Here is an 11,497-nt window from a genome sequence, read left to right as displayed (position 1 = left end):
CCGCACGATCTCCCGTAGGAGCGAGCCATGCTCGCGAATCCCGGCCACTCAGGAGCATCGTGGGCATGAACTCGCGTGTCCGCCCGCTCCTACAAGCATTCAACGTCGCGCAACAACGGGCTGCGGCCCTACGCCGCTTTTCCCGTCCAGCCTCTCGCCTCCAGCGCTTTTATCGACTTCGACCTACCCGTCGACTCAACCGCGCCCTTCGAGCAGGTCGTGCAGCTCGACGAACTGTTGGCTCAGCTTGTGCCGCGGGTCGAAATACACCAGCGGCGTGCAGGCCTGGTGCGATTCGCGCATCTTCACCGAGCTCATCAGGTTGACCGGCAGCACTGGCAGCCCTTCGGCCAGCAGCTCGTCGATCATCTGCTGCGGCAGCGTCGCCCGCGGCTGGAACTGGTTGACCACGATGCCCTCGACCTCGAGCGTCTCGTTGTGGTCCTCCTTCAAGTCCTCGATCTCCTCCAGCAGGCCGTACAGCGCCTGGCGCGAGAAGCTGTCGCAGTCGAAGGGAATCAGGCAGCGGTCGGCCGCGATCAGCGCCGAAACGGTATAGAAGTTCAGCGCCGGCGGCGTATCCAGGTAGAGCCGGTCGTACTCCTCGGCCAGACCGTCGAGCAGTTTGCGCAGCTTGTTGATCTTGTGCTTGGCCTCCAGCTTGGGCTGCAGGTCGGCCAGTTCGGCGGTGGCGCTGACCAGGTGCAGGTTGTCGAAGGCCGTCTCGATGATCGGCGGGCGCGCCTTCTTGCCGGCGCTGCCGCCGGCCAGTACCTGCTTGAAGAAATCGGCGATGCCGGTGGGCACCGCGTCACCGGTGAGCCCGGTCAGGTAGTGGGTGGAGTTGGCCTGGGCATCCAGGTCCACCAGCAGCGTACGGTAGCCCTGCGACGCGCTGACCGCCGCCAGGTTGCAGGCGATGCTCGACTTGCCGACTCCGCCCTTCTGATTGAACACCACCCTGCGCATGTCATGCCCCTCGAAAATCCCTGAGGGGTCGAGTCTATACGGCAAATGTGACAGTCAGGTTATCCGCGAGGCCGAACCCGACCAAAGTTCAGACTGCTACCGGCGCCTTGATATGCGGATGCGCCTCATAACCGACCAGTTCGAAGTCCTCGAAGCGGAAGGCGAACAGGTCCTTCACCTCGGGGTTGAGCTTCATCGTCGGCAGCGGCAGCGGTTCGCGCGACAGCTGCAGGTCGGCCTGCTCCAAGTGGTTGGCGTACAGGTGGCAGTCGCCGCCGCTCCAGATGAACTCGCCCGGCTCGAGGTCGCAGACCTGCGCCACCATCAACGTCAGCAGCGCATAGCTGGCGATGTTGAAGGGCACGCCGAGGAAGATGTCCGCCGAACGCTGGTACAGCTGGCAGCTGAGCTTGCCGTCGGCGACGTAGAACTGGAACAGCGCGTGGCACGGTGGCAGCGCCATCTGCTCGACCAGCGCCGGGTTCCAGGCCGAGACGATCAGCCGGCGCGAATCCGGATTCTTTTTGATCATCGCCAGCAGCTTGGCGATCTGGTCGATGGACTCGCCGTTCGGCGCCGGCCAACTGCGCCACTGGTAGCCATAGACCGGGCCGAGATCGCCGTTCTCGTCGGCCCACTCGTCCCAGATCGAGACACCGTTCTCCTTCAGGTAGCCGATGTTGGTCTCGCCTTTGAGGAACCACAGCAGCTCATGGATGATCGAGCGCAGATGGCACTTCTTGGTGGTGACCAGCGGAAAGCCTGCGGCCAGGTCGAAGCGCATCTGCTGGCCGAACAGGCTGTAGGTGCCGGTGCCGGTGCGGTCGCTCTTGAAGGTGCCGTGTTCGCGCACGTGGCGCATCAGGTCGAGGTACTGTTTCATCGATGGGCTCGAAGCAGGCGCCGGGGCGCGGTGAAAAGGCTGCGCGAATAGTAAAAGGCCGGGCCCGGCTTGTCGCGCACGCTGCGACGAGCCGAGTGCAACGGCGCGTCAGGCCGGAGCCTTGGCGGCGTCGCGGCGATAGGCCCAGGCGATCATCCCGGCGCCGAGCAGCACCATCGGCACGCAGAGCACCTGGCCCATGGTCAGCCAGCCGAACGCCAGGTAGCCGAGCTGCGCGTCCGGCACGCGGACGAACTCGACGATGAAGCGGAAGATGCCGTAGCACACCGCGAACAGCCCGGAGACCGCCATGGTCGGCCGCGGCTTGCGCGAATACAACCAGAGGATGACGAACAGCGCGACGCCTTCCAGGGCGAACTGGTAGAGCTGCGACGGATGCCGCGCCAGTTGCTGCGGATCGGTCGGGAACACCATGGCCCAGGGCACATCGCTGGCCTTGCCCCACAGCTCGGCATTGATGAAATTGCCGATGCGCCCTGCGCCCAGGCCGATCGGCACGAAGGGCGCGATGAAGTCCATCAGCTCGAAAAAGCGCTTGCCGTTGCGCCGGGCGAAGATCCAGGTGCACAGCAATACGCCGATCAGGCCGCCATGGAACGACATGCCGCCCTTCCACACCTGCAGGATCAGGCTGGGCTGGTCGATGTAGGCGGCCAGGTCGTAGAACAGCACGTAGCCCAGGCGCCCGCCGACGATCACGCCCATGGCCACCCAGAACACCAGGTCGGACAGCTTGTCCTTGGGCCATTCGGGGGCGAAGCGCTGCACCCGCAACGACGCCAGCCACCAGGCACCGCCGATGCCGACCAGGTACATCAGGCCATACCAGTGAATCTGTAACGGGCCGATGGCGACGGCCACCGGGTCGATCTGCGGGTAGGGCAGCATCCGCGTCTCCTCAAATCAGAAAATTGATGCCAACGCTCAGCAGCAGCAGAGCGAACAGCCGTCTCAGGACCCTGGCCGATAGCCGATGCGCGAGATTCGCGCCGATGCGGGCGAAGAACATGCTGGTGATGGCGATACCGAGCAGCGCCGGCAGGTAGACGAAGCCGAAGCTCCACTGCGGCAGTTGCGGATCGTTCCAGCCGACCACCATGAAACTCAACGCACCGGCGATGGCGATGGGCAGGCCGCACGCCGCCGAGGTCGCCACCGCCTGCTGCATCGGCACGCTGCGCCAGGAGAGAAAGGGCACCGTCAACGAACCGCCGCCGATACCGAAGATCGCCGAGGCCCAGCCGACCACCACGCCGGCCGCGGTGAGCCCCGGCCGGCCCGGCACGCCGCGCGAGCTCCTGGGCTTGATGTCGAGCACCATCTGGATCGCCATGAGGATGGCGAACACGCCGATGATCTTCTGCAGCAGCGGGCCCTGGATGGCCGCCGCGGTCAGCGAACCGAGCGCGGCGCCAAAGAGGATGCCAACGGTCATCCACAGCACGATCGGCCAGCGCACCGCGCCCCTGCGGTGGTGCGCCCGGATCGAATTGATCGAGGTGAAGACGATCGTCGCCAGCGAGGTGCCGACGGCCAGGTGGGTCAGCACCTGTTCCGAAAACCCGTGCGCGGTGAAGCTCAGGACCAGCACCGGCACGATGATCATTCCGCCACCCACACCGAACAGACCGGCCAGCACGCCGGCGCACCCACCCAGCAGCAGATACAGCAGAAACTCCATGTGCACCCATCCCGCAAGACAAAGGCGGCATGGTAGCTGAAAATCGGGCGGGAGGCTGGAAGCTGGAAGCTGGAAGCTGGAAGCTGGAAGCTGGAAGCTGGAAGCTGGTGAGGTTGCCGAAACAGTCGCTTGGCTTCAAGCTTACTGCTTCGAGCTTCAAGCTGAGTTCCCATGTGCCTGATCGTGTTCGCCTGGCGCCCCGGGCATGCGCTGCCGCTGGTGGTGGCCGCCAACCGCGATGAATACCATGCGCGCCCCTGCCTGCCGCTGGGGTGCTGGGAAGATGCGCCCCGGATCATCGGCGGGCGCGACCTGCAGGCCGGCGGCACCTGGATGGGCGTCACGACCGGCGGGCGTTTCGCCGCGCTGACCAATATCCGCGCCCCCGGCCAGCCGCTCGGCCGGCGTTCGCGCGGCGAACTGCCGGAGCGTTACCTGCGTGGCGAGCTGGCGCCCGGCGACTATCTGGCCGAACTGGCAGGCAGGCGCTGCGACTATACCGGCTTCAACCTGCTGGTCGGCGACGACCGCCAGCTCTGGTACCTGCACTCGCCCACGGGCGAGCCGCAGCCGCTCGCGCCCGGCCTCTACGGGCTGTCCAACGCAGGCCTGGATACACCCTGGCCGAAACTGACGAGGGCGCGCACGGCCCTGGCCAGCCTGCTTGAACAGCCCGACCCGGTGCCGTTGTTGAAGCTGCTCGCCGATGCGCAGCCGGCCGCCGAGCATGAATTGCCGCGTACCGGGGTATCGCTGGAGTGGGAACGGCGACTGTCGAGCATTTTCATCGCCAGCCCGGAATACGGCACCCGCGCCAGCACCGCGCTGATCCGCCGGGCCGACGGGTCGCTGGAAATCGTCGAACGCAGCTTCGGCCCACAAGGCCCGCTGGGCGAGGTGCGCCATCGCCATCCGCCGCTCGGCTGAGCGGCGGCGGACGGCTGCTCAGACCGCCGCGGAGGGATTGATCAGCTTGCTCAGGCCGAGATTGCGCAAGGTCAGCTGTATGGTGCTGTGAATCACCTGCGGACTGTCGAGAAGCATGACCCGGGCCAGCAGTTGCTGGGCGGTATCCATGCTGATCTGGCGCAGCAGCCATTTCACCTTGGGCAGGTTGGTGGCGTTCATCGACAGGCTGTCGAAGCCCATCGCCAACAGCAGCATGGCCGCCGCCGGGTCGCCGGCCATCTCGCCGCAGATGCTCACCGGCTTGCCTTCGCCGTGTGCTTCCTTGACCACCCGCTGCAACGCCTCCAACACGGCCGGATGCAGATAGTCGTAGAGATCGGCGACGCGCGGATTGTTGCGGTCCACGGCCAGCAGGTACTGGGTCAGGTCGTTGGAGCCGACCGAGAGGAAATCCACCAGCCGCGCCAGCTCACGGGTCAGATAGACCGCCGCCGGCACTTCGATCATCACCCCCACCGGTGGCATCTGCACGTCGAGTCCTTCGTCGCGCACCTCGCACCAGGCGCGATGGATCAAGTGCAGCGCCTCCTCCAGCTCGCGGATGCCGGAAATCATCGGCAGCAGGATGCGCAGGTTGTTCAGCCCGGCGCTGGCCTTGAGCATCGCGCGGGTCTGCAGCAGGAAGATTTCCGGATGGTCGAGGGTGACGCGAATGCCGCGCCAGCCGAGGAAGGGATTCTCTTCCTTGATCGGGAAGTACGGCAGGCACTTGTCGCCGCCGATGTCGAGGCTGCGCATGGTCACCGGCAGCGGGTGGAAGGCCTCCAGCTGCTCGCGGTAGATGGCCATCTGCTCCTTTTCGCTGGGGAAGCGCTCCTTGATCATGAACGGCACTTCGGTGCGATACAGGCCGACGCCCTCGGCGCCGCGCTCCTGCGCGCGCACCACGTCGGCGAGCAGCCCGGTGTTGACCCACAGCGGAATGCGATGGCCGTCGGTGGTCTCGCAGGGCAGCTCGCGCAGCACGTCGAGCCCCTCGGAGAGCTGGCGCTCCTGCTCGGCGAGCACCTCGTACTGCTCGCGCAGCACCTTGCCGGGGTTGGTGATGATCTCGCCGCGGTAGCCATCGACGACCAACTCGATGCCATCGACCTTGGAATACGGCAGGTCCACCGCGCCCATCACCGTGGGAATGCCCATGGCGCGGGCGAGAATGGCGACATGGGAATTGCTCGAACCCAGTACCGAGACCATGCCCACCAGCTTGCCTTCGGGCACCTCGCCGAGCATCGCCGGTGACAGTTCCTCGCTGACCAGGATGGTCTTGTCGGGGTAGGTCAGGGTCTGCTGGCGGGCCTCCTGCAGGTAGGAAAGCAGGCGCCGGCCGATGTCCTTGACGTCCGACGCCCGTTCGCGCAGGTAGGCGTCGTCCATCATCTCGAAACGCCGTACATGCTCGTTGACCACCTGGCGCAGCGCGCCCTGGGCCCACTGGCCGGTGCGGATCACCTTGACCACTTCGCCACCGAGGGCGGAGTCGTCGAGCATCATCAGGTAGACGTCGAACAGCGCGCGTTCTTCCTTGCGCATCTGCGTGGCGAGTTTTTCCGAGAGCGCGCGCATGTCGGCGCGCACCGCCTCCAGCGCCGCCTCGAACAGGGTCAGCTCGGCGTCGATGTTGTCGACGGTCTTGTCCGGCACCACGTCCAGATCGGCCGGCGGCAGCACCACCAGGGCGGTCCCCACCGCGGCGCCCGGCGCGCCCGGGATGCCGACGAAACGGGTTTCCTGGATGCCCTTGCCCTGGCGGCCGAGCCCGCGGATCGAGCCGGTCGCCTCGGCGTGGGCGATGACCCCGGCGAGCTGGGCGCTCATGGTGACCAGGAAGGCTTCCTCGCCCTCGTCGAACTGACGACGCTCCTTCTGCTGGATGACCAGCACGCCCATCACCCGCCGATGGTGGATGATCGGCGCGCCGAGAAACGAGGCGTAGCGTTCCTCGCCGGTTTCGGCGAAATAGCGATAGCGGGGGTGTTCCGAGGCGTGCTCGAGGTTGAGCGGCTCCTCACGGGTGCCGACCAGGCCGACCAGGCCCTCGTTGGGCGCCATGCTGACCTTGCCGATGGCGCGCTTGTTCAGACCTTCGGTGGCCATCAGGACGAAGCGTTCGGTTTCCGGATCGAGCAGATAGACCGAGCAGACCTGGCTGCCCATGGCCTCCCTGACTCTCAGCACGATGATGCCCAACGCCGCCTTGAGGTCCTTGGCGGCGTTCACTTCCTGGACGATCTTGCGCAGCGTGCCGAGCATGCTCAGAGGCTTTCTCCCCGTCTCAGTCCCGCACCGGCAGACGCGGGGCGAGTTCTTTAAGTGCGCGACGGTAGACCTCGCGCTTGAAAGTGACCACCTGCCCCAGCGGATACCAGTAGCTGACCCAGCGCCAGCCGTCGAACTCGGGCTTGCCGGTCAGGTCCATGCGGACCCGCTCCTCGGCACCGGTCAGGCGCAGCAGGAACCATTTCTGTTTCTGGCCGATGCACAGCGGCTGGCTGTGGGTACGCACCAGGCGCTGCGGCAAACGATAACGCAACCAGCCGCGGGTGCAGGCGAGGATGTTCACATCCTGCTCCTCCAGGCCGACTTCCTCGTTGAGTTCGCGAAACAGGGCCTCTTCCGGCGTTTCACGGGCATTGATCCCGCCCTGCGGAAATTGCCAGGCATCCTGATTGATCCGCCTGGCCCACAGCACCTGACCGCAATCGTTGGTCAGGATGATGCCGACATTGGGGCGAAAACCATCCGAATCGATCATGGCATACAACCTCGCAACGCATGTCATGGCATTGTTCCACAAAACCGCAACGAGCCGAAAGCACGGCAAGCGGCCATCCGGCGCGGGAGAGCCTCGGCGCTCCGTTTCGACGAGGCTGCCGCGCAGGCGCTCCAACCGTTATGCTTGGCGCTGCCCCACAACCCCGAGGAAACCATCCGTGCGTCTGGCCCTATTCGATCTCGACAACACTCTGCTGGCCGGTGACAGCGATCACGCCTGGGGCGAATACCTGTGCCAGCGCGGCATCGTCGATGCCGCCAGCTACAAGGCGCGCAACGACGCCTTCTACCAGGACTACCTCAACGGCACCCTCGACGTGCACGCCTACCAGAACTTCTGCCAGGAATTGCTCGGCCGCAGCGAAATGCCGCAGCTGCAGCAGTGGCACGCGGAATTCATGCGTGACTTCATCGAGCCGATCGTGCTGGCCAAGGGCGAAGCGCTGCTGCGCCAGCACCTCGAAGCCGGCGACCGGGTGGTGATCATCACCGCCACCAACCGCTTCATCACCGGCCCGATCGCCGCACGGCTGGGCGTCGACACCCTGCTGGCCACCGAATGCGGCATGCAGGATGGCCGCTACACCGGACGCCTCACCGACATCCCCTGTTTCCAGGAAGGCAAGGTGGCGCGCATCGAGCGCTGGCTCGCGGAAAATGGGCAGACCCTGGACGACAGCTACTTCTACAGCGATTCGCGCAACGACCTGCCGCTGCTCGAGCGCGTCAGCCACCCGGTGGCGGTGGACCCGGACCCGACCCTGCGCGCAATCGCCGAAGCGCGCGGCTGGCAGATCGTTTCGCTACGCTGAGGCCTGGCGCTGGTCGCGCAGGGTGGCCCACCAGAGCGCGGCCAGCCCCGCCAGCAGCAGCGCCCCACCCCCATAGAGCCAGGCGAAGCCGCCCGGGGTCGTCAGCAGCAGGAAGGCCAGCGCCGGACCGAGCGCGGCGCCCAGGTCCTGGGCGATCGAGTAGCGCGTCATCGAGCGCACCACGTCGCCCTGGCGCGCGGCATCCGCGGCCAGGGCATCGCCGAGGGTGGTCAGCGCGGTGCACAGCAGCATCACCAGCAGGCACAACGGCAACCACAGCGCCAGCGGCAGGCTCAGGGCCAGGCTGCCGAACCCCAGCGCCATCGCCGCCTGCGCCGCCACCAGCAGCGGCAGGCGCCCGCGTGGGCCGTCGCTGAGCGCGCCGATCCGCCCGCCGAGCCAGGTTTCCCAGCTCCAGCGCGCCGCCTGCAGCAGGCCGGACAGCGCAGTGACCCCGAGCAGTACGCCCAGCAGTTCGACCTGCGGCCCGTAGAGATGGGCGATCAGCGCGCTGAGGGTGGCGGCCAGCACGCCCTGCACCAGCAGGGCGATGCTGAAGCCGTTGAACACGATGCGCCGCCAATGACGCGGAATCGCGGCGGCCGCCGTCGGCCGGCTCGCCGTCGCCTTGGGTGCACTTTCGTGCCCGGCCGGCGGATGAAAGCCCAACAGCAACAGCGGGATGCCGAGCAGCGCCAGCGCGCCGAAGGCCAGCGCCAGCGCCGGCAGGCCGAACACCGGCACCAGCAGCCCGCCGATCAGCATGCCGGCGAGGCTACCCAGGCGGTACAGCCCGTTGTACAGGCCCATGGCCCGCCCGCGCTGATCGTCGGCGGCGCAGTAAACCACCGCCGACAGTCCGCCGATGCGGAAGAACGACCAGGCCACGCCCCAGAGCGCACGCAGCGCCAGCCAGGCGAGAAACCCGCTGGCCAGCGCGTAGCCGGCGGTGGTGACCACGCCGAGCACGACCGCGACCAGCAGGCCGGTCTTCAACGAGATGCGTGCGTACAGCGCGCCGATCAGCGGATTGAAAGGCAGGCGGACCAGCCGGTTGACCGCGAGCAGCACGCCGACCTGCCAGAGCGCGTCCAGCCCGGCCTCGCGCCAGTAGATCGGCAGGGCGATGTAGAGCATCGAATCGCCGGTCAGGCACAGCGCCGTGACCAGCGCCACGGCCACGACATCCCTCGGTGCTTTCCTTGCCGCTGTGGCCATTACATGCCTTTGCTCACCATCAGATAGAAGATCACCATGAAGGCGATGAACGCCGGCCAGCCCAGGGCGAACCACCAGCGCATGTAGCGGTAGGTGGCCGGCGGCAGCGGCGTGCCTTCGCGCAGCGCCTGCTCGGCCAGCTTGTGCACGCGGATCTGCAGCCACACCACCGGCAGCCAGCAGGCGCCGGCGAGCACATAGAGCGCGATGCTCCAGAGCAGCCAGGGCTGGGTCAGGTCGAAGCCGGCCAGGTGCGCCAGGGCCAGGCCGGTCACGGGCTGCAGCACCGCCGTGGTGGCGGTGAAGGCCCAGTCGGCGAACACCAGGTGGCGGAAGGTCACGGCGATCACCTCGATACGCCCGCTGCGCCAGGCGCGCCAGCTGTAATAGGCCGAACCGAGCCCGGTGCCGAACAGCACGGTGGCCGAGAGGATATGCAGGGTCTTGAGCGCAAGGTACAGACTCATCGTTCGCCTTCCCGAGGCGAGGGCTCGCTCAACAGCAGCCAGAGCGTGGCGACCAGCAGCACCAGATTCTTGCCGACCGCCGCGAACGGATCGAACCAGTAATGCGGCAACCACAGACTGATGATCGCCATGTAACCGAGCATCAGCCCGAGCTGTGCACGGAGTGCCGGACGACGCCAGCGGCGCCACAGCAGGCCGATGCCGAGCAGCGCGTCGAGCAGCGCGCCAGCGACCACCGCCACGGCTGCCGGAGTGCCCCGTATGCCCAGTTCGGCCATGATGCGCAGGCCCCACTCATAGCCTGGACCGAGACAGACCGCCGCCGTTCCCAGCCAGAGCAACGCCAGCACCGCCAGCATCAGCGGGCGCAGGGTCGCCGCGACGCTTTCCGCGCGTCTTGGCCAGTCGCCCAGCCGGCTCTGCAGCGGCGCGGCACGGTAGCCGCAGGCCATGGCGAGGGGCTCCGGCGAAGCGAGATTGTCGCGCCCGGCCAGGCCCAGCGTTTGCCGGTTCAGCGCCCGCCAGCCGAGACCCTCGCCGATTCGCGCCAGGGGCCGCGCGAGCATGCCGGGCAGCGCCAGGTAGCGTGCCGGCCGCCAGCCCTGCGCCGCGCGCAGCTGGTCGAGCAATTGCGGCACGGTCATCGGTTGCGGCCCCACCAGCGGCAGCACGATCGGCGCCGACGGCCAATGGCGCAGCAGGGCCAGCACGGCGGCGACCAGGTCGTCCACATGCAGCGGCTGCACCCGCGCACGGGTATCGAGCAGCGGAATCAGCGGCCAGGGCGAAAGGCGCGCGAACCAGGCGCTGCTGGCCCCGCCCCCACCCAGGACCAGCGAAGGCCGCAGGACCACCGCCGGAACGCCCAGCCCGAGCAGATAGGCATCGGCCGCGGCCTTGCTGGCGAGGAACGGCACATCCGGCTGCGCGCCGGCGCCCAGCGCGGAAAACTGCAGGATTCGAGCACCGCCGGCGGCGGCGAGATCGAACAGGCGGCGGGCACCGAGATCCTGCGTGCGGGCCAGGCGCTCGGCATCGCTGTCGAGCAGGCCGGCGGCGTTGATCAGCAGGTCGACGCCGGCCGGCCAAGCGAAGCTGCCGGGATCGAGGGCGAGCCGCTCCAGGTCGAGCACCAGCCAGCGCACGCTGGGCAACGGCTGGCCGGAACCGGCGCGGGAGGTAGCGATGAGATCATGGCCGTCGGCGGCCAGGCTGCGCAGCAGGTGCCGGCCGATGAAGCCGCCGCCACCCACCAGCAGGATGCGCATCAGACCGGCTTGGCGCCCATCAGCGCCATGATTGCGATCAGCACGACCAGCACCAGCACGGCGTAGGCCCCGGCGTTTCGCGCGGCCGTGGCGTTGCCCGGCGCCTGCCAGGCGGCGAGGCGCCCCGCCAATAGCAGCGTCAGCGGGATCAGCGCCAGGAACAGCACGGAGCTGGCCAGCAGCCACAGCTGCCCCAGCGGCCAGCCGGCCAGATGCGCCAGCCACCAGCCGGTCACCGGCAGCGACAGCCCGATCACCGCAAGCAACGGCAATGACAGGCTACGGGTGCGCTGCAGTTTGCGCTGCAATACGGCCTGGTCGCCGCCGCGCCCGGCCTTCCACAGCATGAGCAGGTGCACGATCACGCCCAGCAGCAAGAGTACCGCCGTAGCGGCATGGACGATCCTCAGCGTCAGATAGTGTTCCATTGGCTTTCC

12 protein-coding genes are annotated in these 11,497 nt (G+C 67.4%); 2 read left to right on the top strand and 10 right to left on the bottom strand.

Annotated features, from left to right (window positions below; translation table 11 throughout):
- Positions 1-195: 195 nt before the first annotated feature.
- The 4 genes from IN820_RS11760 to IN820_RS11745 form a co-directional block, all read right to left on the bottom strand.
- A complete protein-coding gene (locus IN820_RS11760; RefSeq protein WP_193681157.1) occupies positions 196-969 on the bottom strand; it encodes a ParA family protein in 774 nt (257 codons plus the stop codon).
- A gap of 88 nt (positions 970-1,057) precedes the next feature.
- On the bottom strand, positions 1,058-1,852 hold the full coding sequence (locus IN820_RS11755; RefSeq protein ID WP_193681156.1) for a thymidylate synthase: 795 nt from the start codon (positions 1,850-1,852) through the stop codon (positions 1,058-1,060).
- A gap of 108 nt (positions 1,853-1,960) precedes the next feature.
- Positions 1,961-2,761: a prolipoprotein diacylglyceryl transferase gene (lgt, locus tag IN820_RS11750; protein WP_193681155.1), complete on the bottom strand. Its 801-nt coding sequence runs from the start codon at positions 2,759-2,761 to the stop codon at positions 1,961-1,963.
- Between the two features lie 10 nt (positions 2,762-2,771).
- On the bottom strand, positions 2,772-3,554 hold the full coding sequence (locus tag IN820_RS11745) for a sulfite exporter TauE/SafE family protein (RefSeq protein WP_193681154.1): 783 nt from the start codon (positions 3,552-3,554) through the stop codon (positions 2,772-2,774).
- 171 nt (positions 3,555-3,725) lie between these two features.
- Here IN820_RS11745 and IN820_RS11740 point away from each other — a divergent pair, with 171 nt between their 5' ends.
- Positions 3,726-4,481 carry an NRDE family protein gene (locus IN820_RS11740; RefSeq protein WP_193681153.1) on the top strand — a complete coding sequence of 252 codons (756 nt, stop codon included), beginning with the start codon at positions 3,726-3,728 and terminating at the stop codon, positions 4,479-4,481.
- Between the two features lie 18 nt (positions 4,482-4,499).
- Here IN820_RS11740 and ptsP read toward each other — a convergent pair whose 3' ends face one another.
- Both ptsP and IN820_RS11730 read right to left on the bottom strand, forming a co-directional pair.
- Positions 4,500-6,773: a phosphoenolpyruvate--protein phosphotransferase gene (gene ptsP / locus IN820_RS11735; protein WP_193681152.1), complete on the bottom strand. Its 2,274-nt coding sequence runs from the start codon at positions 6,771-6,773 to the stop codon at positions 4,500-4,502.
- A 22-nt stretch (positions 6,774-6,795) separates the two neighbouring features.
- Positions 6,796-7,275: an RNA pyrophosphohydrolase gene (locus IN820_RS11730; RefSeq protein WP_193681151.1), complete on the bottom strand. Its 480-nt coding sequence runs from the start codon at positions 7,273-7,275 to the stop codon at positions 6,796-6,798.
- A gap of 178 nt (positions 7,276-7,453) precedes the next feature.
- On the opposite strand from IN820_RS11730, the gene IN820_RS11725 reads away from it, so the two are divergent.
- Positions 7,454-8,107 (top strand): histidinol-phosphatase, encoded by a 654-nt coding sequence (locus IN820_RS11725; protein ID WP_193681150.1) that lies wholly within the window; start codon positions 7,454-7,456, stop codon positions 8,105-8,107.
- On the opposite strand, the gene IN820_RS11720 is transcribed toward IN820_RS11725, so the two are convergent.
- Genes IN820_RS11720 through IN820_RS11705 form a run of 4 tightly spaced genes read right to left on the bottom strand, consistent with a single transcriptional unit; the run spans position 8,099 to position 11,488 of the window.
- Complete coding sequence (locus IN820_RS11720; RefSeq protein ID WP_193681149.1) at positions 8,099-9,325, bottom strand: MFS transporter; 1,227 nt, start codon at positions 9,323-9,325, stop codon at positions 8,099-8,101. The genes IN820_RS11725 and IN820_RS11720 overlap by 9 nt on opposite strands.
- Entirely contained in the window at positions 9,325-9,792 is a 468-nt protein-coding gene (locus IN820_RS11715; protein WP_193681148.1) for a DUF2269 family protein, read from the bottom strand. Before IN820_RS11715 ends, IN820_RS11720 begins: the two co-directional genes overlap by 1 nt.
- Positions 9,789-11,060, bottom strand: coding sequence for an SDR family oxidoreductase (locus IN820_RS11710; protein WP_193681147.1), 1,272 nt, complete (start codon positions 11,058-11,060; stop codon positions 9,789-9,791). The genes IN820_RS11715 and IN820_RS11710 overlap by 4 nt, the downstream gene beginning before the upstream one ends.
- Entirely contained in the window at positions 11,060-11,488 is a 429-nt protein-coding gene (locus IN820_RS11705) for a DUF2269 family protein (protein WP_193681146.1), read from the bottom strand. Before IN820_RS11705 ends, IN820_RS11710 begins: the two co-directional genes overlap by 1 nt.
- Between the last annotated feature and the right edge of the window lie 9 nt (positions 11,489-11,497).

It is taken from the genome of Pseudomonas lopnurensis, assembly GCF_015070855.1.
GTDB classification, from domain to species: Bacteria; Pseudomonadota; Gammaproteobacteria; order Pseudomonadales; family Pseudomonadaceae; genus Stutzerimonas; species Stutzerimonas lopnurensis.
The sequence above is the reverse complement of the archived record's forward strand: the minus strand, read 5'-3'. Positions and strand labels throughout refer to the sequence as shown.